General features: G+C 68.8%; 24 protein-coding genes and 1 tRNA gene. 19 read left to right on the top strand and 6 right to left on the bottom strand.

Features of this window, described 5'->3' with window-relative positions; all coding sequences use genetic code 11:
* Positions 1-2 precede the first annotated feature (2 nt).
* From rph to AC0IYU_RS27960, 5 genes are all read left to right on the top strand, one after another.
* Positions 3-734 (top strand): ribonuclease PH, encoded by a 732-nt coding sequence (rph, locus tag AC0IYU_RS27980; protein WP_435485106.1) that lies wholly within the window; start codon positions 3-5, stop codon positions 732-734.
* A 46-nt stretch (positions 735-780) separates the two neighbouring features.
* Complete coding sequence (locus AC0IYU_RS27975; RefSeq protein ID WP_435485107.1) at positions 781-1,380, top strand: non-canonical purine NTP pyrophosphatase; 600 nt, start codon at positions 781-783, stop codon at positions 1,378-1,380.
* 7 nt (positions 1,381-1,387) lie between these two features.
* On the top strand, positions 1,388-2,659 hold the full coding sequence (gene hemW, locus AC0IYU_RS27970) for a radical SAM family heme chaperone HemW (protein WP_472123837.1): 1,272 nt from the start codon (positions 1,388-1,390) through the stop codon (positions 2,657-2,659).
* Positions 2,660-2,692: 33 nt separating this feature from the next.
* Positions 2,693-2,780, top strand: a tRNA-Ser gene (locus AC0IYU_RS27965).
* Between the two features lie 66 nt (positions 2,781-2,846).
* Positions 2,847-3,215 carry a FlxA-like family protein gene (locus AC0IYU_RS27960; RefSeq protein WP_472123834.1) on the top strand — a complete coding sequence of 123 codons (369 nt, stop codon included), beginning with the start codon at positions 2,847-2,849 and terminating at the stop codon, positions 3,213-3,215.
* Between the two features lie 41 nt (positions 3,216-3,256).
* Here AC0IYU_RS27960 and AC0IYU_RS27955 read toward each other — a convergent pair whose 3' ends face one another.
* Entirely contained in the window at positions 3,257-3,799 is a 543-nt protein-coding gene (locus tag AC0IYU_RS27955; RefSeq protein WP_472123832.1) for a MarR family winged helix-turn-helix transcriptional regulator, read from the bottom strand.
* A gap of 201 nt (positions 3,800-4,000) precedes the next feature.
* On the opposite strand from AC0IYU_RS27955, the gene AC0IYU_RS27950 reads away from it, so the two are divergent.
* Positions 4,001-4,987 (top strand): tripartite tricarboxylate transporter substrate-binding protein, encoded by a 987-nt coding sequence (locus AC0IYU_RS27950; protein WP_472123829.1) that lies wholly within the window; start codon positions 4,001-4,003, stop codon positions 4,985-4,987.
* A gap of 12 nt (positions 4,988-4,999) precedes the next feature.
* On the opposite strand, the gene AC0IYU_RS27945 is transcribed toward AC0IYU_RS27950, so the two are convergent.
* Positions 5,000-6,166: a mandelate racemase/muconate lactonizing enzyme family protein gene (locus AC0IYU_RS27945; RefSeq protein ID WP_472123826.1), complete on the bottom strand. Its 1,167-nt coding sequence runs from the start codon at positions 6,164-6,166 to the stop codon at positions 5,000-5,002.
* Positions 6,167-6,298: 132 nt separating this feature from the next.
* Between AC0IYU_RS27945 and AC0IYU_RS27940 the strand changes: the two genes are divergently transcribed.
* Positions 6,299-7,234 carry a LysR family transcriptional regulator gene (locus AC0IYU_RS27940; protein ID WP_472123824.1) on the top strand — a complete coding sequence of 312 codons (936 nt, stop codon included), beginning with the start codon at positions 6,299-6,301 and terminating at the stop codon, positions 7,232-7,234.
* A gap of 9 nt (positions 7,235-7,243) precedes the next feature.
* On the opposite strand, the gene AC0IYU_RS27935 is transcribed toward AC0IYU_RS27940, so the two are convergent.
* Both AC0IYU_RS27935 and AC0IYU_RS27930 read right to left on the bottom strand, forming a co-directional pair.
* A complete protein-coding gene (locus AC0IYU_RS27935) occupies positions 7,244-7,915 on the bottom strand; it encodes an RraA family protein (protein ID WP_472123822.1) in 672 nt (223 codons plus the stop codon).
* Positions 7,916-7,959: 44 nt separating this feature from the next.
* A complete protein-coding gene (locus tag AC0IYU_RS27930) occupies positions 7,960-9,168 on the bottom strand; it encodes an aspartate transaminase (RefSeq protein WP_472123821.1) in 1,209 nt (402 codons plus the stop codon).
* Between the two features lie 169 nt (positions 9,169-9,337).
* On the opposite strand from AC0IYU_RS27930, the gene nac reads away from it, so the two are divergent.
* From nac to AC0IYU_RS27870, 12 genes are all read left to right on the top strand, one after another.
* A complete protein-coding gene (gene nac, locus AC0IYU_RS27925; protein ID WP_472123818.1) occupies positions 9,338-10,276 on the top strand; it encodes a nitrogen assimilation transcriptional regulator NAC in 939 nt (312 codons plus the stop codon).
* A 114-nt stretch (positions 10,277-10,390) separates the two neighbouring features.
* Complete coding sequence (locus AC0IYU_RS27920; RefSeq protein ID WP_472123815.1) at positions 10,391-10,828, top strand: acetyl-CoA carboxylase biotin carboxyl carrier protein; 438 nt, start codon at positions 10,391-10,393, stop codon at positions 10,826-10,828.
* A 13-nt stretch (positions 10,829-10,841) separates the two neighbouring features.
* A complete protein-coding gene (gene accC / locus AC0IYU_RS27915) occupies positions 10,842-12,194 on the top strand; it encodes an acetyl-CoA carboxylase biotin carboxylase subunit (protein ID WP_472123812.1) in 1,353 nt (450 codons plus the stop codon).
* Entirely contained in the window at positions 12,191-12,862 is a 672-nt protein-coding gene (gene pxpB, locus AC0IYU_RS27910; RefSeq protein WP_472123810.1) for a 5-oxoprolinase subunit PxpB, read from the top strand. Before accC ends, pxpB begins: the two co-directional genes overlap by 4 nt.
* Positions 12,859-13,842: a 5-oxoprolinase subunit C family protein gene (locus AC0IYU_RS27905; RefSeq protein WP_472123808.1), complete on the top strand. Its 984-nt coding sequence runs from the start codon at positions 12,859-12,861 to the stop codon at positions 13,840-13,842. The genes pxpB and AC0IYU_RS27905 overlap by 4 nt, the downstream gene beginning before the upstream one ends.
* A 76-nt stretch (positions 13,843-13,918) precedes the next feature.
* Entirely contained in the window at positions 13,919-14,239 is a 321-nt protein-coding gene (locus AC0IYU_RS27900; protein ID WP_472123805.1) for a biotin/lipoyl-containing protein, read from the top strand.
* Positions 14,240-14,262: 23 nt separating this feature from the next.
* Positions 14,263-15,027, top strand: coding sequence for a LamB/YcsF family protein (locus tag AC0IYU_RS27895; RefSeq protein WP_472123804.1), 765 nt, complete (start codon positions 14,263-14,265; stop codon positions 15,025-15,027).
* 185 nt (positions 15,028-15,212) lie between these two features.
* Entirely contained in the window at positions 15,213-15,965 is a 753-nt protein-coding gene (locus AC0IYU_RS27890; protein WP_472123801.1) for an SDR family oxidoreductase, read from the top strand.
* A 47-nt stretch (positions 15,966-16,012) separates the two neighbouring features.
* On the top strand, positions 16,013-16,714 hold the full coding sequence (locus AC0IYU_RS27885) for an amino acid ABC transporter permease (protein ID WP_472123798.1): 702 nt from the start codon (positions 16,013-16,015) through the stop codon (positions 16,712-16,714).
* 12 nt (positions 16,715-16,726) lie between these two features.
* The gene (locus tag AC0IYU_RS27880; RefSeq protein WP_472123795.1) at positions 16,727-17,503 is read left to right on the top strand and encodes an amino acid ABC transporter permease; all 777 of its coding nucleotides are present in this window, start codon (positions 16,727-16,729) and stop codon (positions 17,501-17,503) included.
* 17 nt (positions 17,504-17,520) lie between these two features.
* The gene (locus AC0IYU_RS27875) at positions 17,521-18,255 is read left to right on the top strand and encodes an amino acid ABC transporter ATP-binding protein (RefSeq protein ID WP_435437154.1); all 735 of its coding nucleotides are present in this window, start codon (positions 17,521-17,523) and stop codon (positions 18,253-18,255) included.
* Between the two features lie 54 nt (positions 18,256-18,309).
* The gene (locus AC0IYU_RS27870; RefSeq protein WP_472123793.1) at positions 18,310-19,152 is read left to right on the top strand and encodes an ABC transporter substrate-binding protein; all 843 of its coding nucleotides are present in this window, start codon (positions 18,310-18,312) and stop codon (positions 19,150-19,152) included.
* 16 nt (positions 19,153-19,168) lie between these two features.
* On the opposite strand, the gene AC0IYU_RS27865 is transcribed toward AC0IYU_RS27870, so the two are convergent.
* Positions 19,169-21,553, bottom strand: a complete 2,385-nt coding sequence (locus AC0IYU_RS27865; protein WP_472123790.1) for an LPS-assembly protein LptD — start codon at positions 21,551-21,553, stop codon at positions 19,169-19,171.
* A 41-nt stretch (positions 21,554-21,594) separates the two neighbouring features.
* Entirely contained in the window at positions 21,595-22,284 is a 690-nt protein-coding gene (locus AC0IYU_RS27860) for a response regulator (protein WP_472123787.1), read from the bottom strand.
* Between the last annotated feature and the right edge of the window lie 2 nt (positions 22,285-22,286).

Here is a 22,286-nt window from a genome sequence, read left to right as displayed (position 1 = left end):
CAATGACTGCTTTCACACGAAGCGGCGGCCGTGCCGCCGACCAGCTGCGCCCGGTGCGCATCACCCGCGGCTTCACCGTCCATGCCGAAGGCTCGGTGCTCATCGAGTTCGGCCAGACCCGCGTGCTGTGCACCGCCTCGGTCGAAGAGAAGGTGCCGCCGCACAAGAAGGGCAGCGGCGAAGGCTGGGTCACCGCCGAATACGGCATGCTGCCGCGCGCCACGCACACCCGCAGCGCCCGCGAAGCCGCCAAGGGCAAGCAGACCGGCCGCACGCAGGAAATCCAGCGCCTCATCGGCCGCTCGATGCGCGCCGTGTTCGACCTGGCCGCCCTCGGTGAACGCACCATCCACCTCGACTGCGACGTGCTGCAGGCCGACGGCGGCACGCGCACCGCGGCCATCACCGGCGCCTTCGTGGCCGCGCAGGACGCCGTCAACAAGCTGCTGGCCGCCGGCAGCCTGAAGGCCTCGCCCATCAAGGGCCACGTGGCCGCCATCTCGGTGGGCATCGTCGACGGCACGCCGCTGCTCGACCTCGAATACACCGAAGACTCGACCTGCGACACCGACATGAACGTCGTCATGACCGGTGCCGGCCACTTCGTCGAAGTGCAGGGCACGGCCGAAGGCGCGGCCTTCACGCGCGACGAAATGAACCTCCTGCTCGGCCTGGCCGAAAAGGGCATCGGCGAACTGGTCGTCCTGCAGCAGCAGGCGTTGCTATCGAATTAAGAGCTACTGACGCACGTCTGACGTGCGTTACAGCCACTTTTGACTTATGAAACTGGTTCTGGCTTCCAACAACGCGGGCAAGCTCGCCGAACTCCAGCAGCTGTTTGCCGAGCTGTCCGTCACCCTGGTGCCGCAGTCGGCGCTGGGCGTGGGCGAGGCTGAAGAACCCTTTCGCACCTTCGTGGAGAACGCGCTGACCAAGGCGCGCCATGCCAGCGCCGCGACCGGCCTGCCGGCCATGGCCGACGACGCGGGCCTGTGCGTCGATGCCTTCGGCGGCTTGCCGGGCGTCGACACCGCCTACTACGCGACGCAGTTCGGCTACGACAAGGGCGACGCCAACAACGTGAAGGCGCTGCTTGAACAGCTCGACGGCGTGGTCAATCGCCGCGCCGCGCTCGTGAGCACGCTGGTCGCGCTGCGCAGCCACGACGACCCCGAGCCGCTCATTGCCGTCGGCCGCGTGGTCGGCGAGATCGCGCTGGCGCCCGTGGGCGACAACGGCTTCGGCTTCGACCCCGTCATGCACCTGCCGAGCTTCGGCAAGACCTTTGCCCAGCTCTCGCCCGAGGTGAAGAACGCCAACAGCCACCGCGGTCGCGCCGCGCAGGCCATGCTCGCGTTGATGCGCGAGCGCTGGCTCTGAGGCGCCGATGGCCACCGTCTTCCCGATCCAGCCGGCGCAGCCCCCGGGCCAAGCCACCGCCGTGCAGGCCAACGACGTGCTGCACTGGATGCGGCCCGGCCCGCTGCAGCTGGCCGCGCTGCCGCCGCTGTCGCTGTACATCCACCTGCCGTGGTGCCTGCGCAAGTGCCCGTACTGCGACTTCAACTCGCACGAATGGCGCGCCACCAGCGAGGCCGACATCGGCGGGCTTCCCGAAGCTGCCTACATCGACGCGCTGGTCGCCGACCTGGACGCGGCGCTGCCGCTCATCTGGGGCCGCACCGTGCACACCATCTTCATCGGCGGCGGCACGCCCAGCCTGTTCTCGCCGCAGGCCATCGACCGCCTGCTGGGCGATGTGCGCGCGCGCCTGAAACTCGCACCCGACTGCGAGATCACGCTCGAGGCCAACCCCGGCACCTTCGAGCGCAACCGCTTCCGCGCGTACCGCGCCGCGGGCGTCACGCGCCTGTCGGTCGGCGTGCAGAGCTTCAACGACGCGCACCTGAAGGCCCTGGGCCGCGTGCACGACCGCGCGCAGGCCATTGCCGCGCTGGAAGAGGCCGCGCAGGCGTTCGACACCTTCAACCTCGACCTGATGTACGCGCTGCCGGGCCAGACCATGGAAGACCTGGACGCCGACCTGACCCAGGCCCTGGCCTTGGCGCCGCCGCACCTCTCGATCTACCACCTGACCATCGAGCCCAACACCTGGTTCGCCAAGTTTCCGCCGACCCTGCCCGAGGACGACATCGCCTACGCCATGCTCGACCGCATCACCGAGCGCACCGGGGCGCAGGGCATGTCGCGCTACGAGGTGTCGGCCTATGCGCGCGACGGCCATGTGTGCCAGCACAACCTCAACTACTGGCAGTTCGGCGACTACCTGGGCATAGGCGCCGGCGCGCACAGCAAGCTGAGCTTTGTGCACCGCATCGTGCGGCAGGTGCGCTATCGCGAACCGCGCCTGTACATGGAGAACGCGCGCGCGGGCGCCGCGGTGTCGCAGAGCGACGAGGTGGCGCTGGCCGACCTGCCGTTCGAATTCATGCTGAATGCGCTGCGCCTGAAGCAGGGCTTCACGCTGCCGCAGTTCAGCGAACGCACGGGGCTGGCGATGACGTCCATACAGCGCGGGCTGGAAGAAGCCGAACGTAAGGGACTGCTGGCGCGCGACCTGTTCCGCGCGTGGCCTACCGAGCGCGGGCTGGACTTCCTGAGTGATCTGCAGACGATCTTCCTGCCCGAGGGCGATTGACGCTTTCGCCGGCGGCTTAGAATCGTCGGCTCCGGAGAGTTGGGTGAGTGGTTTAAACCAGCAGTCTTGAAAACTGCCGACGAGAAATCGTCCGTGAGTTCGAATCTCACACTCTCCGCCACTTCCCCCTAAATTTCCCCCCAAACCTGCCGATAGTCCTCTGTCTAGACAACAACAGAGAACTCACATGCTGACCGCCATCGGTGCTTCGAGCACAGCAGGAACAGGGAGCGGCACCGCCGCCGAAGTCGCGAAGATTCAGCGCCAGATCGTCGCCACGCAAAAGCAGATCACCGCCACGCAGAAGACCTTGATCGAAACGCCCGAGGGCGATGCGCGCAAGGCGGTGCAGCAGCAGCTGCAGTCGCTCAACACCCAGCTCGCCATGCTGCAGGCGCAACTGAAGGCGATTCAGGCGGCGGCAATGCAGAAGAGCGCCGAGCAGCAGATGGACGCCGTGAAGAACGAAACGGGATCGAACAGCAACAGCAGCAGCGCGTTCCGCACCAACGCCAACGGCGTGCCCATCGGCGGCACGCTCAACGTCGAAGCCTGACAAGGCGAAGGAGCCTGCCGGGTCAGGGCCAAGGCCAGGCCTCAGCCGCGCTCCGGCCACCGGTGCCGCGTGCCGCCCGAGCGCCGGTCGGCCTTCTCCGCGACGGTGCCCTGCGCCACCAGTTCGCTGCCGCGCTGTTCCAGGTGCTGCAGGCAGCGCAGAAACACATCGAGGTCCGCGGGCGCGATGCCTTCGAGCAGGCCGGTGTTCAGCCCCGCGATGCGCGGAAACAGCTGGCCGAAAAGCTGCTGGCCCGACGCGCTCAGGCGCACGTGCACCTCGCGCCGGTCTTCGGAATCCTGCCGCCGTTCGACCAGCTTCTTCTCGACCAGGCTGCGCAGTCCGCGCGACGTGCGCACGCGGTCCAGGTGCAGGTTGGTGGCCAGCGTGGACGAAGTCATCTCGCCCTCCTGCGCGAGCGTGGCGATCATTCCCCATTCGCGCCGCGTGATGCCGAAGCCGCCCTCGACCAGCCGCGTGGCCATGCCGCTGCCCGCGCGCATGGCACGCGCCAGGCGGTACAGCAGCAGGTCGTCCAGGGAGCGGGGCGCGCGCAAGGCGTCGGCGTCGGGAAAGGCTTGCATACGGATGGATTAACGGGCGGCAAGAGTGTGGTCCGCCCGCCTCGGCGAACAGGTGATGGATTAGATCAACTGTTTGTGCTTACGTATAACTCGGTAACAAATTTGCACGAACAGCAACACAACGTGGCGGGTGATTCTCGCTGTGAAGACGCTGCGCGCGTGCCCATCCCCGACCACCGACAACTGCCCGCAGGACACTTCATGCCCGCATTCTTTTCCAGGCGACAACTCATGGCGTGGGGCCTCGCCCTGGCCGCTTGCGCCCCCGTCGCGCACACCGCCCATGCGCAGACGCCCGCGCTGGACGGCCCCGTTTCGCTCGTGGTCGGCTATGCGCCCGGCGGCAGCACCGACCGCATCGCGCGCCTGATCGCCGAGCGGCTCACGCCCAAGCTCGGCGTGAAGGTGAGCGTGGAAAACCGTCCCGGCGAAGGCGGGCGGCTCGCGGCCAAGGAAGTGAAGCGCACCCCCGCGGGGCAGAACGTGCTGATGCTGGGCAACCCCGCCGTGATGGTGGTGGCGCCGCTGGTGTTCAAGGACGCGGGCTACGACCCCGACAAGGACTTTGTGCCCGTGTCCCAGGTCAGCAGCTACGACTTCGCGCTGGCGGTGGGCAACAAGCTGCAGCTCGACCGCGCGATGTTCCTGGTGGGCCGGCTCTGGGCGCACCCCGAAGAGGCCGTGTTCGGCGTGCCCGCCACCGGCAGCCTGCCTCACTTCTTCGGGCTGATGGTGGGTGATGCGCTGAGCGTGCAGCCGCAGATCAAGGGCTACGGCGGCTCGGCGCCGCTGTCGGCCGACCTGATCGGCGGCAGCCTGCCCATTGCCATCGACACGCTCGACTCGCTCTATGCGCAGCACGTGGCCGGCAAGGTGCGCATCCTTGCCGTGTCGGGCAAGAAGCGCGCGAGCTTCGCGCCCAACATCCCGACCTTCCGCGAAGCCGGCATGAAGATCGATGCCGACGGCTGGAACACCTTCTTCGCGCCCAGCACGATGGCGCCCGCCAAGGTGCAGCTGCTGGCCGGTGCGATCCACGACGTCATGAAGGACCCGGGCCTGCAGAAGGCAGCCGACGCGCTCTACATCACGTCCGTGGCCAGCACGGCGGCCGAGACCGCGCAGATGCTGAAGACGTACCGCCAGCAGTGGGAGCCGGTGGTGCGCCGCTCCGGCTTCCAGCCCTGAGAGCCGCCAGGTTCAGCTTGCGAGGGCCCGCATCTCCGCGATGAGATCGGCCTTGCCCTCGAAGCCGATGCCCGGCAGCGGCGGCAGCGTGACGTAGCCGTTGTCCACCTTGACGCCGTCGGGGAAGCCGCCGTACGGCTGGAACAGGTCGGGGTAGCTCTCGTTGCCGCCCAGGCCCAGGCCGGCCGCGATGGCCAGCGACATCTGGTGGCCGCCGTGCGGAATGCAGCGCGAGGGCGACCAGCCATAAGCCTTCAGCATGTCGAGCGTGCGCAGGTACTCCACCAGCCCGTAGCTCAGCGCGCAGTCGAACTGCAGCCAGTCGCGGTCGGGCCGCATGCCGCCGTGGCGAATCAGGTTGCGCGCGTCCTGCATCGAGAACAGGTTCTCGCCCGTGGCCATGGGGCCGGCATACACCTCGCCGAGCCTGGCCTGCAGTTCGTAGTCGAGCGGATCGCCGGCTTCCTCGTACCAGAACAGCGGGTACTGCGACAGCGCACGGCCGTAGTCGATGGCCGTCTGCAAATCGAAGCGGCCGTTGGCGTCCACCGCCAGTTGCTGGCCGGGCCCGAGGATCTTCAGCACCGACTCGATGCGCGCGCAGTCTTCGGCCAGCGTGGCGCCGCCGATCTTCATCTTCACCACCGAGTAGCCGCACTCCAGGTAGCTGGTCATCTCGCGCTGCAGGCCTTCCACGCCCTTGCCGGGGTAGTAGTAGCCGCCCGCCGCGTACACGAACACGCGCGGGTCCGGCGTGCCGGTGCCGTAGCGCTCGGCCAGCAGCTGGTAGAGCGGCTGGCCCGCGATCTTGGCGGTGGCGTCCCACACGGCCATGTCGATGGTGCCCACCGCCACCGAGCGCTCGCCGTGGCCGCCGGGCTTCTCGTTGATCATCATGCGGGCCCAGATCTTGTGCGGGTCGAGGTTCTCGCCGGTCTCGTCGAGCAGCGAGGCGGGCTCGGCCTCCAGCAGGCGCGGCAAGAAGCGCTCGCGGATCAGCCCGCCCTGGCCGTAGCGCCCGTTGGAGTTGAAGCCGTACCCGATGACGGGCTTGCCGTCGCGGATCACGTCGGTGACCATGGCCACCAGGCTCAGGCTCATCTTCGAGAAGTCGATGTAGGCGTTGCGGATGTCCGACTTGATGGGGCGCGTGGACTCGAGGATGTTGACGATCTTCATGGTGTATGGCGGGTGAGGGTGGGCTCGCGATAATTCGGGCGGAGCGAAAGGCTGCCCGCATCTTCGGCCGGCAGTGCGGGCACCGTCCAATACCCGAATCGCATACAACTATTCAAAGCAAAGGCGCTGCGCATGGGCCCCGGCAACCGACCCCTCGACCTCGAATGGCTGGAAGACTTTCTTGCCCTGGCGCAGGCGGGCAACTTCTCGCGCGCCGCGCAGGCGCGCTCCATCGCGCAGCCCGCGTTCAGCCGCCACATCCGTTCGCTGGAAGAGTGGGTGGGCGTCGACCTGTTCGACCGCAGCGCGCACCCGACCACGCTCACCGCCGCCGGCCAGCGCTTCCAGCCGCTGCTGGAGGACGTGCTCTCGGGCCTGCAGCACGCCCGCACCCAGGCCCGCGCGGCGCACGACCTCGACGCGGCCAGCCTGAGCTTCGCCGCCACGCACGTGCTGTCGCTGACCTTCTTTCCGCGCTGGCTGGGCAGCGTGGAGGCCCGGCTCGACATGGGCCCGATCCAGACCATCTCCGACAGCTCGTTCGCCTGCGAAGACCTGATGCTGCAGCGCCGCGTGCAGTTCGTGCTGTGCCATGGCCACGCGGGTGCGCCGGGTCGGCTCGACGAGGGGCAGTACCCCGTGCAGCGCTTGAGCGAAGACGTGCTGGTGCCCGTCTCCGCGGCCGATGCGAACGGTGCGCCGCTGCATGCACTGGGCACCGGCAAGGCACCCGCCGTGCTGGCCTACAGCGAGGCCTCGGGGCTCGGCCGGATCATGCGCGCCATGCACGACAGCGAATTCGGCAAGGACTTCGCCGCGTCGCGCTCCGTCGTCTTCACGGCGCACCACGCCGCGCTGCTGCGCACCATGGCGCTCGAAGGCCGCGGCCTGGCGTGGCTGCCGATGAGCCTGGTGGCGGACGACCTGCGCGGCGGCACGCTGGTCGATGCCGGCGCGGGCGGCTGGCGCGTGCCGGTGGACATCCGCCTGTACCGCCAGCAGGCGCACATGGCGCCGGTGGCGGAGGCGCTGTGGGCGCTGGTGAGCGAAGGCACCCCGGGCGCCTGAGGCGCGGGCTCAGTTCGCGCAGCGTGCTTCCAGCGCGTCCAGGAACGAACGGTCCCAACGGCCTTCCTTCATTGCCTGGATGGTGCGTGCCTCGGTCTCCAGGTGCGCACGCGCCTTCTCGATCAGCCACTCGGCATCGACGGGCGAAAACGCCATCAGCCCGTCCTGGTCGCCCACCACGATGTCGCCCGGGTTCACCACCATGCCGCCCACCGACACCGGCACGTTGATCTCGCCGGGGCCGTCCTTGTAAGGGCCGCGGTGGTTCACGCCGCGCGCGTACACCGGGTAGTCGCGCTCTCGGATCTCGGCCACGTCGCGGATGGCGCCGTCGAGCACCACGCCCACGGTGCCGATGGTCGCGGCGTAGAACGACAGAATGCCGCCGATGACCGCGTTGGTCACGTCGCCGCCCGCGTCGATCACCAGCACGTCGCCGGGCCGGCAGAACTCGAAGGCCCGCATCATCGTGAAGTTGTCGCCGCCGCGCGTCTTCACGGTCACGGCCGTGCCCGCCATGGTCTTGGGCCCGGGGCGGTGGTACGGCTGCAGGCCGACGCTGCCGATGTTGCGGTGCATGTTGTCGCTGAGCGCGGCCACCGGAATGTCGTGCAGCGCGGCGATGACGGCGGGCGCCGCTTGCGGGGCGGAAGGGTTCTTCAGAATGGCCTTGTAGGGCATGGCGTTGTCCTTGTGTTCTTGGATGCGACTGGATCCGGGGCGCGTCAGCGCAGGGCGGCCACGGCCCGCGCGATGCGCGTGCAGCCTTCTTCCAGCGTCTCGATCGACGTGGCGATCGACAGCCGGAAGTAGGGCGACAGCCCGTACGCGGTGCCCGCGACCACGGCCACGCCTTCGCGTTCCAGCAGGTACATCACCACGTCGCCGTCCGCGTCCAGGCGCTTGCCCTCGGGCGTGGTCGTGCCGATCAGGCCGCCGCAGTTGATGTAGAGGTAGAAGGCGCCCGCCGGCGTGGCGCAGCTCAGGCCGGGAATGTCGTTGATGAGTTCGAGCGTGCGGTCGCGCCGCTGCTTGTAGACCGCCACGCTCTGTTCCACGAAGCCCTGGTCGCCGTTCAGCGCCGCGGCCGCGGCGGCCTGGCTCACCGAGCAGCAGTTGCCGGTGGACTGCGACAGCAGCGTGTCCAGCGCCTTGACGAGGTCCACCGGACCGGCCGCGTAGCCGATGCGCCAGCCCGTCATCGCATAGGTCTTGGACACGCCGTTCACCACCAGCGTGCGCTCGCGCAGCGCAGGCGCCACCGCCAGGATGTGCGGCGTGGGCTCGCCGTCGAAGCGGATGTGCTCGTAGATGTCGTCGGTCATCACCATCACGTGCGGATGGCGCTGCAGCACCTCGGCCAGCGCGCGGTATTCGGCGGCGGTGTAGCTCGCGCCGGTCGGGTTGCTCGGCGAGTTGATCAGCAGCCAGCGCGTGCGCGGCGTGATGGCGGCCTCGAGCTGCGCGGGCGCCAGCTTGAAGCCGTTGGCCTCGGGGCAGGCCACGGTGACGGGCGTGCCTTCGCAGGCCAGCACCATGTCGGGGTACGACACCCAGTAGGGCGCGGGAATGATCACCTCGTCGCCCGGCTCCAGCGTGATCGCGAAGGCGTTGTAGATCGCGCTCTTGGCGCCGCTGGTGGCGATGATCTCGTTCATCGCGTAGCGCAGGCCGTTCTCGCGCGCCAGCTTGGCCGCGATGGCTTCGCGCAGCTCCACCGTGCCGGCCATCAGCGTGTAGCGCGTGGCGCCGCGCTCGATGGCGGCCGCCGCGGCCTGGCGGATGTGGGGCGGCGTGTCGAAGTCGGGCTCGCCGACCACCAGGTTCACGATCGACTTTCCCTGCCTGCGCAGTTCGTTGGCGCGGTCGGCGGCCGAGGTGCTGGGCGAGGGCTTGATGCGCCGCACGCGGGCGGCAATGCGGGAGGTGGTCACGCGGCTTTCCTGGGTTGGAGATGGCATGCACCGAACGGTACGCACATCGACCCCGCGAGGCCAAGACGAGATTGCACTGGTCGTATAGGCGCAGCTTATGACTATGGCGAGCCCTGATACCGGCTGCCCATGCGCGGTGCTAGGCTTGGCTTTTGCTTGGGGACAAGGCGTGAACCTTCGACGCCTCAAATATTTCGTGAAGATCGTGGACATCGGCAGCCTCACGCAGGCCGCCGAAGTCCTTTTCATCGCCCAGCCCGCGCTGAGCCAGCAACTGGCCACGCTGGAAGGCGAGGTGCGCCAGCAACTGCTCGTGCGCACCAAGCGCGGCGTGACGCCCACCGAGGCGGGCAAGGTGCTGTACCGCCACGCGCAGATCATCCTGCGCCAGTGCGAGCAGGCCCGTGTCGACATGGAAGCAGCCGGCGAGGGGCTCTCGGGCCAGGTGTCGGTGGGCCTGGCGCCCGGCACGGCCGCCTCGGCGCTGTCGTTGCCGCTGCTGCGCACCGTGCGCGCGCGCCACCCGGGCATCCTGCTCTACCTGAACGAGAACTACGGCACCACGCTGAGCGAGCTCATCATGAACGGCCGCATGGACCTGGCCGTGCTGTACGGCGACAAGGCCATCCACGGCCTGGCGTTCGTGCCGCTGCTCAAGGAGCCGCTGTACCTGGTCGGCCCGGCGTCGATGCCGGCGCCCTCGCAGCCGGTGAAGCTGGCCGACCTGCGCGACATCGAGCTCTTCCTGCCGCGCCCGTACAACGTGGTGCGCAAGCTGGTGGACGCTGCCTTCGTGCGCGCCGGCATGGTGCCGCGCGTGGTGGCCGAGATCGAGTCGGCCTTCACGCTCACCGCAGCCATTGCCGACGGGCTGGGCGCCACCATCCTGCCCGCGTCGATGGCGCGCGAGGTGGTCGCGAGCTGCGGGGCCTGGCAGTTCCCCATCGTCGACCCGGTCATCGAGGCGCCGCTGGCGCTGTGCCAGTCCGACCACCTGCCGCTGTCGGAGCCCGCGCAGGCCGTCAAGGACATCCTGCTCGAGCTGGTGGTCGATCTGGCAGCCACCGTGGCGTCGACGCCCGAGCCCGAGCTTTCCGCGCTGTCATAAGCCGCCCTTATCCCGGCACAGCCATTCCGTCTTGGGCTTTGGGGCCGCGGCCCGTTACCTTTCATGCATGCCGTCACGCGTTCGCGGAACGCGTCGGCCACCACAGCCCCGGGCATGAAGCAGGAACAGATCAAGACGCTCATCGACGCTTTGGCCGCATCGGACCTGGCGGAACTGGAGTTCAGCGAACACGGCAGCACGTTGCGGCTGGTGAAGCTGTCGGCGCTGGGCGCCACGCCCGCTGCGCGAAGCCTGCCTGTCGCACGCAAGGTGCCGCGACGGGCACTGGAAGAAACAACGACGGCATCGGCCGCGGCCAGCCCCGAATGCCTCGCCCCGCTGCACGGCGTGGTGCACCTGCAGCCCGCGCCCGGCGAGCCGCCTTTCGTTCAAGTGGGCCAGGCCGTGGAAGCCGGCCAGCTGCTGTGCGTGATCGAGGCCATGAAGATGTTCAACGAGGTTCGCGCCGAGCGCGCGGGCAGCGTGCGGCAGGTGCTCGCCCATTCGGGCCAGGAAGTGGAAGCGGGCCAGCCCCTGTTCCGCTTCGACTGAGGAGGCACGCGCCATGTTCGACACCGTGCTCATTGCCAACCGCGGCGAGATCGCCCTGCGCATCCAGCGCGCCTGCCGGGGCCTGGGCCTGCGCACGGTGGTCGCGCACTCCGAGGCCGACCGCGACGCCATGTACGTCGCGCAGGCCGACCAGGCGCTGTGCATCGGCCCGGCCGCGCCGGGCCTGAGCTACCTGAACCAGTCCGCCATCCTGTTCGCTGCCGAGGTGAGCGGCGCGCAGGCCATCCATCCCGGCTATGGTTTCCTGTCGGAGAACGCGGGCTTCGCGGCGCGCATCGAGGAGGCCGGGCTGGTGTTCGTCGGACCGAGCGCCCAGTGCATCCGCACCATGGGCGACAAGGTCTCGGCCAAGCGCGCGATGCGCAAGGCCGGCGTGCCCTGCGTGCCCGGCCCCGACGAGCCGCTGCCCGACGACCCGGCCGCCGTGCAGGCGCTGGCACGCGGCATCGGCTACCCGGTGATCGTGAAGGCCGCGGGCGGCGGCGGCGGGCGCGGCATGCGCGTGGTGCGCGAAGAGGCCGCGCTGCTCGACGCGATGGCCCTCACGCGCGAAGAGGCGCGCCAGGCCTTCGGCAACCCCGAGGTCTACATCGAGAAGTTCCTGCTGCACCCGCGCCATGTCGAGATCCAGGTGCTGGCCGACAGCCACGGCCATGCCGTGTGGCTGGGCAGCCGCGACTGCTCGCTGCAGCGGCGCCACCAGAAGGTGATCGAGGAGGCGCCCGCGCCCGGCATCGACGAGGCGCTGATGGCCGAGGTGGGCGAGCGCTGCGCCGCCGCATGCCGGCAGATCGGCTACTGCGGCGTGGGCACCTTCGAGTTTCTCTACGAGCGCGGCGCCTTCTATTTCATCGAGATGAACACGCGCCTGCAGGTCGAGCACCCGGTGACAGAGATGACCACCGGCATCGACATCGTGCAGCAGCAGCTGCGCATGGCGCGCGGCGAGCGGCTGCTGCTCGCGCAGGCCGACGTGCGCTGCCAGGGCCATGCCGTCGAGTGCCGCATCAACGCTGAAGACCCTGACACCTTCGCGCCCGCGCCGGGCCGCATCACCGGCTGGCAGGTGCCCGGCGGCTTCGGCGTGCGGGTCGATTCGCACGCGGGCGCCGGCTACCGCGTGCCGCCGTACTACGACTCGATGATCGCCAAGCTCATCGTGCACGGCGACAACCGCGCCGACGCGCTGGAACGCATGCGCCTGGCGCTGGCCGAGACCCGCGTGGAGGGCATTGCCACCAACGTGCCGCTGCACCGTGCGCTGCTGCGCGACGTGGGCTTTGCCGCCGGCGGCGTCGACATCCACCACCTCGAACGCTGGCTGCAGCAAAGGAGCGCGGCGTGAGCGCACAGGCATCCCGTACCGAACCGTCCATCAGCCTCCTGGGCACCACGGCGCTGCTGTTCGAAGCGCCCGGCGACATGAACCTGCCGTCGCAGCAGCGCATCTGGGCGCTGGCCCACGAAGCCGAGACCTGGCCCGAGGTGCGCGAAGCCGTGCCGGGCATGAACAACCTGATGCTCACCTTCACCCGGCCGCCGCGCCAGCTCGATGCGCTGCGTGCGCGCCTGCACGAGGCATGGGCCGCCGCCACCGCACTGCAGCGCGAAGGCCGCGTGGTCGAGCTCCCGGTGGTCTACGGCGGCGAGGGCGGCCCGCACATGGCCGACGTGGTGGCGCACACCGGCCTGAGCGTGGAGGCCATCGTCGAGCTGCACAGCGCGCCGCTCTACCCGGTGTATGCGCTGGGCAGCCATCCCGGCTATTGCTACCTGGGCGGCATGGACGCGCGCATCGCCACGCCGCGGCGCAAGGTGCCGGTGCTGAGCATCCCGGGCGGCGCGGTGTCCATCGGCGGCGCGCAGACGGGCGTGTCGGCCTCGGCCGGCCCCAGCGGCTGGAACACCATCGGCAGCACGTCGATGGTGTTCTTCGACCCGGCGCAAGACCCGCCCGCGATGCTGCAGCCGGGCGACCTGATCCGTTTTCGCGTGGAGGGCATCGTCCGATGATCGAGATCCTTTCGTCCGCGGCGCTCGCCACCGTGCAGGACCTGGGCCGCACCGGCAGCCTGCGCTGGGGCGTGGGCACCTCGGGTGCCATGGACAACCTGGCCCTGGCCGCGGGCAACCTGATGCTGGGCAACGAACTGGGCGTGGCGGCCATCGAGGTGCCGGTCTTCCCGTTCAAGGTGCGCTTCGCCGAGGACTGCGCCTTCGCAATCACCGGCGCCGACTGCGCGGCCCGGCTCGACGACCAGCCGCTCATGCCCTGGTGGGCGCACCAGGCCCGCGCGGGCCAGGTGCTGACGCTGGGCCTGCCGCAAGGCGGTGCGCAGCGCGGCAGCCGCGCGGTGCTGTGCGTGGCCGGCGGCATCGACGTGCCCGAGGTGCTGGGCTCGCGCAGCACCCAGTTGCGCGGCGCTTTCGGCGGCCACGAAGGGCGCGCGCTGCGCCGGGGCGATGTGCTGCGCGCCGCGGGTACGGCGGCGCCATGCCGCACAGGCTTCGGCCTCGTTCCGCCCGCCCTCGCATTGCCACTGCAGCGCGACGGCGTGCCGGCAGTGCGTGTACTCCCCGCGGCCGAATACCTGGCCTTCGAGGCGCCATCGCGCGAGGCCTTCTGGTCCGCCGACTGGAAGATCACCCCCCAGAGCGACCGCTACGGCTACCGCCTCGAAGGCGAGGCCTTGCGCCCCATCGCGCCGATGGAGTTGCGCTCGCACGGCATCGTGCCCGGCGTCATCCAGGTGCCCCACAGCGGCCAGCCGATCATCCAGATGCGCGACGCCCAGCCCTCGGGCGGCTACCCCAAGTTCGGCACCGTGATCGAGGCCGACATGTGGCGGCTCGGCCAGGCGCCCATCGGCAGCCGCGTGCGCTTCGTCGAGGCCACGTGGGACGAGGCGCTCGACGCCCTGGACGAAGTGCGCGCCTGGCTCGACAAGGTGGCGCGTGTGGTGGCGCTGCATCGGGGGGCGCCTCGTGGTTGAGCGCATCGCACAACTTTCAGCCTGGTTGGCGAACACGGACATAGGCCTGCTCGAACTGCGCACACCCCACGGAACCTTGCGCCTCGGGAGGCAGGGCGACGACATGGTCGAACTGCCGATGGAAGAGGAAGAGGAAGAAGAAGAGGGCGAAGCCGAACCCGTCACGGTCAAGGCCTCTTCGGTCGGGCTGTTCCTTCACACCCATCCCGTCGCCACCGAACCCCTCGCACGCATCGGCCAGCGCGTGGGCGCAGGCCAGCTCATCGGCCTGCTGAACATCGGCCCCCTGCTGCTGCCCGTGAGCGCACCCCAGGCCGGCATCGTCGACGCGCTCCATGTGGAAAGCGGCATCGCCGTCGGCTACGGCGCACCCCTCATCGACCTGCACCCCCTCTGACCCAAGAGAGAGAAGGACTCCCCATGGACATCGACCTCAACGCAGACCTCGGCGAAGGCTTCGGACCCTGGCGCATGGGCGAGGACGAAGCCCTGCTGGACATCGTTTCTTCCGCCAACGTCGCCTGCGGCTTCCACGCGGGCGACCCGGTCATCATGGACCGCACCGTGCGCATGGCGCGGCAGCGCGGCGTCGACGTGGGGGCGCACGTGGGCTTTCCCGACCTCATGGGCTTCGGGCGCCGCCCGATGCAGATCGAGACCAGGGAGCTCGTGGCGTACGTGCTCTACCAGCTCAGCGCGCTCGAAGGCATGGCACGCACCGCCGGCCACCGCATGACGCACATGAGCTTTCACGGCGCGCTCGGCAACATGGCCGCGGCCGACTCCGCGCTGGCCGAGCCGCTGGTGCGCGCCGTGGCCGACTTCGACCCCTCGCTCACCGTCAGCACCTCCGCCAGCGCCGCCATCGAAGGCGCGGCCGAGCGCTATGGCCTGCGCGTGCGCACCGTGTTCCTGGCCGACCGCGCCTGCGGCGACGACGGCCTGCTGGTGCCGCGCAAGCTGCCCGACGCCGTCATTCACGACCGCAGCGCCGTGCTGGCGCGCGTGCGCCAGTTGCTCGAGGACGGCACCGTCACCAGCTACACCGGCAAGAAAATCCCGATGCGCGTGCATTCGATCCTGCTGCACGGCGACACGCCCGGCGCGGTCGACCTGGCGCGCGCCGTGCGTGGGGTGGTCGAGCAGGGGGGGCGCATCGTGCCCATCTCCCGGCAAACGACCTGAGAGAACGGACGTGCAGGCACCCGGAGCGGGCACGAACATGGTGCTTACCCTTGTGTCTATGCACAGATGCCGGGCGACATAAGGGCGGCTTATCTCTCCACAGCCAATCCGTCTTGGCGCCGCGCAAAGGTGCTCGATACAGTGAATTCCAGGCGCTCATCCGCCTTCTAAAGAAAGAACCCAAGATGCCGTTTTCCGACTACAAGACCGCGCTGGTGACAGGTGCCTCCTCGGGCATCGGCGCCGCCGTCGTCGAGCGCCTGAGCAAGGAAGGCCTTAAGGTCCATGCGCTCGCGCGCAGCGCCGACAAGCTGGCCGACCTGGCCGCGCGCACCGGCTGCATTCCCCACGCCATCGACGTGAGCGACCTCGCCGCCGTGACGCGGCTCGCACAGGAGGTCGAGTTCGACGTGCTGGTCAACAACGCCGGCGTGGACCGCCCCGGCTCCATCCTCAAGGCCGACGCCGAAGGCATCGACCTGCTGGTGGACGTGAACCTGCGCGCCGTGCTGCACCTGTGCCGGCTCGTGGTGCCCGGCATGGTGGCGCGAGACCGCGGCCATGTGGTGAACATCAGCTCCATTGCCGCGGCCTACAACTTCGGCGGCAACAGCACGTACCACGCCACCAAGGCGGCGGTGAGCATGCTGTCGCGCCAGCTGCGCATCGACGTGTTCGGCAAGCGCGTGCGCGTCACCGAGATCTGCCCCGGCCGTGTGGCCACCGACATCTTCGCGCACGTGCACGGCGATTCCGAGGACACCCGCCAGCGCTTCGTCGAAGGCTTCGAGTTGCCGCAGGCCGAGGACATCGCCAACGCCATCGCCTTCTGCATTGCCGCGCCCATCGCGGTGAACGTGGGCCACATGGAAATCACGCCCACGCTGCAGGTGCCGGGCGGGTTGCAGACCACGCGGCCCGAAACGCCACGGGCCTGACGCCCCGGCGCCATGAAAGCCAAGCACGCCATGCAAAGGAACAGCGCATGAAGGACTTCGACCTGCTGGCGATCCTGCTGAAGCCCGAGTTCGGCGCCATGCTGCTGCACGGCCTGCTGCAGACGCTGAAGATCGCGGCCGGCTCGTGGCTGCTGGCCATGGCCGTGGCCGTGGTGCTGCTGGTGGTGCGGCTCACGCCGAACCGCATCGCCGAGCGCGTGGTGGCGGGCTACGTGTCCTACCACCGCAACGTGCCCACGCTGGTGCAGCTCATGTTCTGGTACTTCGGCATCTTCAGCCTGCTGCCCGACGCGCTGCAGGGCTGGCTGTCGGTGCACAACGCCGAAACCATTTTGTCGATTGTCGCGCTCGGCCTGTGCCAGGCCGCCTACTTCAGCGAAGACATGCGCTCGGGGCTGCGCGCCATTCCCCCGGGCCAGGCCGAGGCCGCGCGCGCGCTGGGGCACGGCTACATCGGTTCCATGCGCCACGTGATGCTGCCGCAGGCCATCCGCAACGCGGTGCCGGCGCTGGTGAACCACAGCGTGTCGCTGTTCAAGAACAGCAGCCTGGCCATGGCCATCGGCGTGGCCGAACTCACGCACGCGGTGAAGGAAATCGAGAGCCAGAGCTTTCGCACCTTCGAGGCCTACAGCGTGGCCACCGTGCTGTACCTGGTGTGCTCGCTGCTGATCATGGCGGTGGGCGGCTGGCTGGCGCGGCGCTACCGCATCGTCGGTGCCAGGTAAGCGGAGACCACGATGTACAGCGTCTTCGAAATCCTGCGCGACAACTGGCTGCTGCTGCTGGTCGGCCAGTACCCGAGCGGCCCGCTCGGCGGCATCGTCGCCACGCTCATCCTCTCGGTGCTGGGCATCGTGCTGGCCTTTCCGCTGTCGGTGTTGCTGGCGCTCGCGCGCCTGTCGCCCTGGCGCTTGCTGTGCTGGCCCGCCACGGTGCTGGTGTACGTGGTGCGCGGCGTGCCGCTGCTCATGGTCATCCTGTGGGTGTACTTTCTGGTGCCCATCCTCATCGGGCGCGAGGTGTCGGGCTTCACCACCATGCTGTGCACGCTGGTGATCTACGAGGGCGCCTACCTGTCGGAGGTGGTGCGCGCCGGCATCCTGTCGCTGCCCAAGGGGCAGGGCGAGGCGGCGCGCGCGCTGGGCCACAGCCACCTGGGCACCATGTGGTTCGTCATTCTTCCGCAGGCGCTCTACAACATGCTGCCCAGCATGCTGAGCCAGTTCATCTCCACCATCAAGGAGACCACGCTGGGCTACGTGATCAACGTGCAGGAACTCACCTTCGCGGCCAACCAGATCAACAACCAGCTGCTGACCAAGCCGTTCCAGGTGTTCTTCATCCTGGCGCTGACGTACTACGTCGTGTGCTTCAGCCTCACGCAGCTGGCGCTGTGGCTGGAGCGTCGCATTGCGCACAAACGGCTCGGTGCCGCGCCCGTGAAGACCGTCGAAGGCGACGCCGCGCCGGTCGCCCCCGCGGCCCCTGTTCCCCCCGTGGCGACCCTGCCATGACGCCCAAGGACGACCCCATGATCCTGTTCTCCGACATCAACAAGTGGTACGGCGACTACCAGGCGCTGGCCGACATCAACGCCGAGGTGAAGAAGGGCGAGGTGGTGGTGGTGTGCGGGCCTTCGGGCTCGGGCAAGTCCACGCTGATCCGCACCGTGAACCGGCTGGAAGAGGTGAAGTCGGGCCAGCTGCTGTTCGACGGCCACGACATCCACGCGCCCATGAGCAGCAAGGCGTTGAACCGGCTGCGCAGCCGCATCGGCTTCGTGTTCCAGAGCTTCAACCTGTTCCCGCACCTGTCGGTGCTGGAGAACATCATGCTGTCGCCCATGCGCGTGCTCGGCGTGAAGCGCGCCGATGCCAAGGCCAAGGCAGGCCAGCTGCTCGAGCGCGTGGGCCTGTCGAACAAGGCCGGCGCCTACCCCGCGCAGCTGTCGGGCGGCCAGCAGCAGCGCGTGGCCATTGCCCGCGCGCTGGCCATGGAGCCGCCGGCCATGCTGTTCGACGAACCGACCAGCGCGCTCGACCCCGAGATGGTGGGCGAGGTGCTGTCGGTGATGCGCGGGCTGGCCCACGACGGCATGACCATGATGTGCGTCACACACGAGATGAACTTCGCCCGCGAGGTGGCCGACCGCGTCTGGTTCATGGACGCGGGCCGCATCCTGGAGAAGGCCGACCCCGCCACCTTCTTCGGCAGTCCGCAGCATCCGCGCGCGCAGCGCTTCCTGTCGGACCTGCGCGCGCACTGAGTCGTTGCCAGTCTTTCGCCGTTCACCTTTTTCGCAATCTCCCAGGAGCTCCTCATGTCGAACAAGTCCGTCTTCCGCCTCGCCACCCTCGGCGCCTGTCTGTGCGCGGCGTCCCTGCTGGCGCATGCCGACCAGTGGAGCGACATCGCCCAGCGCAAGGAGCTCAAGTGCGGCACCTTCGCCGACGTGCCGCCCTTCGCCGCACCCGACCCGAAGACCCGCGAAATGGTGGGCCACGACGTCGACCTGTGCAACGCCATCGCCAAGGAACTCGGCCTCGCCGCCAAGGTCACGCCGCTGTCGGTGGAGGCGCGCGTGCCCGAGGTGAAGCTCGGCCGCGTCGACGTGACCATCGCCAACCTGGCCTACACCAAGAGCCGCGGCGAGCAGATCCAGTTCAGCGACCCGTACTACGTGGCCAAGGAGATGCTGGCCGTGAAGGCCTCCGACCCCGGCACGGCCAAGGCCGACTTCAAGGGCAAGCGCCTGAGCTCGACCAAGGGCTCCACCTCGGAGATGTCCATCAAGATGAACGGCTCCGAGCCCGTGACCTTCCAGGACACGGGCTCGGCCTTCATGGCGGTGCAGCAGAACAAGTCGGTCGGCATGGTGGCCAACACCATGACCATCACCAAGCTCGTCAACCAGTCGAAGACCGACGGCGTGGCGCTCAAGATGATCAAGGACCCGATGGTGCTGCAGCCCATCGGCGTGGGCATGAAGAAGGACGAGCCCGCGCTGCTGGCCAAGGTGAACGGCGCGCTCTATGCGCTGGAGAAGTCGGGCGAGCTCGACCGCATCTGGGCCAAGTGGCTGGGCCCGAACACCGAATACAAGATGGTGCGCGAAGAAAAGGTCATGCCTCTGGCCGAGCTGAAGTTCGAACTGCTGCCCTGACACGCCCTCGGCCGGCTCAGTCGTAGTTGGTGAACCGGCTCGGCCCCTGCGTCGGCTGGTTCAGCGGCTGGTAGCCCTGGATGTTCTGCAGCAGCGTGCTCGTCGGGTTCGAGCCGATGTTGCCGAAGCCATTGAACTGGATCTGGAACATCAGCCGCGTGTCGGGCGTCGCGCGCCCCGACACCAGCCGCTCGAGCACGATGCGGCCCACCCAGCAGCAGGCGTTGTACTCCGCGCCGACCAGGCTGTCGGACATCGCGCGGTCGTGCAGGCTGTAGCTCAGCCGCCCCACCGCATACCAGCGCCCCGGCTCTGCGGCCGACTTGCCGCCCATCAGTCCACCCGTGAGTTCGCTCAGCGGCCATTGCCAGTTGAAGTCCACCGTCTTCGTGCCGTCGTTCGCCGTCGCGGTGCTGTCCGCCTGGTAGCGAAAGGCGGCCGTGAGCGTGTGGAACTGCGCGGGCATGTAGCGCAGCGTGAGTGCGTCGCGCGTGGTCTTGCCGGTGTCCATGTTGTATTGCGCGAGGCCGTCGACGCTCCACTTCGGGTTCCAGTGCACCTGTCCGCCGAAGATGAAGTCGCCCGCGCGGTCGGTCACCGCGGTGCCCCCGGGCAGCGTCACGTTCTGGTCGCTGAAGCGAAAGCGCTGCGCAATGCCGAAGCGCGCCGACTCCGCACCCGTCACGGGGTCGATCAGGCGCGTGGTCACGCCCGTGGTCAGCGTGTCGGTGTCCGACACGCGGTCGTTGCCCGAGAACGCGTTCTCCGTGTAGAGCGTGGCAAAGCTCACGTCGTTGGCGGCCGTGTCGTACACCGGCAGCTGGCTCTGGTCGCGGTAGGGCGTGTGCACGTAGAAGGCGCGCGGCTCCAGCGTCTGGCGCCAGGCGCGGCCGAACAGGTTGGCGTCGCGCTCGAACACCAGGCCGCTGTCCAGGCTCACGGTCGGCACCACGCTGGTGATGGCGCTGGCGCCGCTGGCCAGCGGCGAGTCGAGCTGGTAGGAGGCCGTGTGCAGCAGCAGCTTCGGAATGATGAAGCCGCCCGGCGTGACCCAGGGCCGGCTGACCTGCAGGTTGCCGACCACGCGCTCGCCGTTCGGCTGCGCGATGCCGTTGAGCGTCGGTGCGTAGGTCGGGTCGACCTGGAAGCGCGTGTAGTCCAGCGTGCCCGACACGTCCAGGCCGTGCCAGTCGTAGGTGTTGTAGTTGGCCGTGACCTGAGGCACGCGGTTGTACGACGGCGTGATCGGCGAGGCCGCGTACTGCAGCGTCTGGTACGACAGGGTGCGCGCCTGTCCGCTCCAGTCGCCCTTGGTCCAGTTGAGGTCGGCCTCGTTCGTGAGCTGGCGCGAGGTCAGCGTGGGCGTGTGGGAGAAGTCGCGCCAGTAGTCGTCGTCGCTCACGCGGTTGATGTTGAACGCGGTGCTCAGCGAATCGAGCCCGAAGGGCTTGGGGTCGAGCTGCTGGTTGTGCTGCGCCCACAGGCCCCAGCGGTTGCGATCGCGCAGGCTGTCGCTGGGCATCTCGTCCACCCGGATCTGGCCGCTGTAGCCCTTCTCGAGGTAGCGGAACTCGGTGCCCAGGTTCACGCCGCGGTTGCTCATGATCTCCGGGTACAGCGTGGCGTCGCGGTTCGACGCGATGTTCCAGTAGTACGGCTGCAGGTACTCGAAGCCGTTGGTGCTGTCGAAGCCGATCACCGGCGGCAGCAGGCCGCTCTGGCGCGCGTTGTTCAGCGGAAAGCTCACCGAGGGAATCGCCGGCGTGGTCAGTCCCAGGAAGCTGATCTGCGCATCGGTGGCGGTGGCCAGGTTGGTGTCGCTGTCGGTGGTCATCGTCACGGCGCTCAAGAGCCATGCGGGGGCCCAGTCCGGGTAGTTCTCGCGCAGGCAGGTGGTGTAGGTCACGTGCCGCGCCACCGACACCTTGGCATCGACGAAGTCGATGCGCTCGGCCTCGCCGTGCGCGCCTGTTTCCAGCAGCGTGTAGCGCACGTGGTCGAAGAAGCCCTCGAAGCTGTCGACCTTCAGGTGCAGCGCGGGCCCTTCATAGACGTTGCCGGCCTGGTTCAGCCGCACGTTGCCGGTGGCCGTGGCGAGGTCGCCCGGCGGCTGGTATTCGAGCCGGTCGGCCGTGATGTGGGTGTCGCCGCGCCGCAGCGAGGCGTCGCCTTCGACCACCACCTCAAGGTCGGGCCGGCCCGAGAGCCGGTCGCCGTCGACCAGGTTGGGCCTTGCGCCGCGCTCGGCCGGTGCAATGGTTTCGGGCAGCTGCGGCATGCGCCGCAGCGTGAGCGGGGCCTCGACCCAGGCTTCCTGCGCCGGAGTCGCCCGCGCGTGCAGCAGGAGCATCAGCGAAAGCGCCATCGACGGCAGCGGCAGACCGCGCCAGCGTAGTTTCATGAGGAGCGATGAAAAGAGGTTTCCGGGGAATCCGGCGCGGCTCAGGCGTCCTGCCGGCCCTGCGATTCCCAGGCGAAACCCACGCCGTAGACCGAGCGGATCCAGTCGTGCGCCGCCGACACGGTGGCGAGCTTCTTGCGCAGGTTCTTGATGTGCGTGTCGACCACGCGCTCGTTCACATCGAGCGCTTCGGGAAACGCCGCCTCCAGCAGCTTGGAGCGCGTGAGCACGCGCCCGGGCTCCTGCGACAGCGCGCGCAGCAACAGCGACTCGCGCCGCGTCAGCGGCAGGTAGTGCCCGTCGAGAATCGCGCAGCCGCGCACCGCCCCGAAGCTGATCGGCACCTGAGGGCGCGTCACGCGCAGGCGCTGCGCATAGCGGCGCAGCACCACGTGGATGCGCACCGCCACTTCCTTGGGGGAGAAGGGTTTGCACACGTAGTCGTCCGCGCCCAGTTCGAAGCCGCGCAGCCGGTCGGACTCGCTGCTGCGCGCCGTCAGCATGATGACCGGATGGTCGCTGCGCGCGCGCACCTTCTCCAGGATCTGCAGGCCGCTGACATGCGGCAGCGCCACGTCGAGCAGGGTGAGGGCCGGCGGCGCGGTCAGCATGCGATGCAGCGCGAGCGCGCCGTCCTCGATGTGTTCGATCTCATGACCGGCCTGGTGCAGTTCTTCGTGCAGCACCGAGGCGGCTTCGTACCCCTCCTCCACCAACAGGATCCGGCTCATCG

The sequence above is a fragment of the Variovorax sp. AC103 genome (assembly GCF_979254005.1).
The sequence above is the reverse complement of the archived record's forward strand: the minus strand, read 5'-3'. Positions and strand labels throughout refer to the sequence as shown.

Bases quoted from the DNA above. Each gene is read 5' to 3' on its own strand.
- AC0IYU_RS27865 (WP_472123790.1), bottom strand. From the start codon at position 21,553: ATGAAACTACGCTGGCGCGGTCTGCCGCTGCCGTCGATGGCGCTTTCG.
- AC0IYU_RS27860 (WP_472123787.1), bottom strand. From the start codon at position 22,284: ATGAGCCGGATCCTGTTGGTGGAGGAGGGGTACGAAGCCGCCTCGGTG.
- AC0IYU_RS27875 (WP_435437154.1), top strand. From the start codon at position 17,521: ATGATCCTGTTCTCCGACATCAACAAGTGGTACGGCGACTACCAGGCG.
- AC0IYU_RS27920 (WP_472123815.1), top strand. From the start codon at position 10,391: ATGAAGCAGGAACAGATCAAGACGCTCATCGACGCTTTGGCCGCATCG.
- AC0IYU_RS27890 (WP_472123801.1), top strand. From the start codon at position 15,213: ATGCCGTTTTCCGACTACAAGACCGCGCTGGTGACAGGTGCCTCCTCG.
- rph (WP_435485106.1), top strand. From the start codon at position 3: ATGACTGCTTTCACACGAAGCGGCGGCCGTGCCGCCGACCAGCTGCGC.
- AC0IYU_RS27905 (WP_472123808.1), top strand. From the start codon at position 12,859: ATGATCGAGATCCTTTCGTCCGCGGCGCTCGCCACCGTGCAGGACCTG.
- AC0IYU_RS27895 (WP_472123804.1), top strand. From the start codon at position 14,263: ATGGACATCGACCTCAACGCAGACCTCGGCGAAGGCTTCGGACCCTGG.
- AC0IYU_RS27940 (WP_472123824.1), top strand. From the start codon at position 6,299: ATGGGCCCCGGCAACCGACCCCTCGACCTCGAATGGCTGGAAGACTTT.
- AC0IYU_RS27960 (WP_472123834.1), top strand. From the start codon at position 2,847: ATGCTGACCGCCATCGGTGCTTCGAGCACAGCAGGAACAGGGAGCGGC.
- hemW (WP_472123837.1), top strand. From the start codon at position 1,388: ATGGCCACCGTCTTCCCGATCCAGCCGGCGCAGCCCCCGGGCCAAGCC.
- AC0IYU_RS27870 (WP_472123793.1), top strand. From the start codon at position 18,310: ATGTCGAACAAGTCCGTCTTCCGCCTCGCCACCCTCGGCGCCTGTCTG.
- AC0IYU_RS27950 (WP_472123829.1), top strand. From the start codon at position 4,001: ATGCCCGCATTCTTTTCCAGGCGACAACTCATGGCGTGGGGCCTCGCC.
- accC (WP_472123812.1), top strand. From the start codon at position 10,842: ATGTTCGACACCGTGCTCATTGCCAACCGCGGCGAGATCGCCCTGCGC.
- AC0IYU_RS27880 (WP_472123795.1), top strand. From the start codon at position 16,727: ATGTACAGCGTCTTCGAAATCCTGCGCGACAACTGGCTGCTGCTGCTG.
- AC0IYU_RS27945 (WP_472123826.1), bottom strand. From the start codon at position 6,166: ATGAAGATCGTCAACATCCTCGAGTCCACGCGCCCCATCAAGTCGGAC.
- AC0IYU_RS27885 (WP_472123798.1), top strand. From the start codon at position 16,013: ATGAAGGACTTCGACCTGCTGGCGATCCTGCTGAAGCCCGAGTTCGGC.
- AC0IYU_RS27955 (WP_472123832.1), bottom strand. From the start codon at position 3,799: ATGCAAGCCTTTCCCGACGCCGACGCCTTGCGCGCGCCCCGCTCCCTG.
- AC0IYU_RS27935 (WP_472123822.1), bottom strand. From the start codon at position 7,915: ATGCCCTACAAGGCCATTCTGAAGAACCCTTCCGCCCCGCAAGCGGCG.
- AC0IYU_RS27975 (WP_435485107.1), top strand. From the start codon at position 781: ATGAAACTGGTTCTGGCTTCCAACAACGCGGGCAAGCTCGCCGAACTC.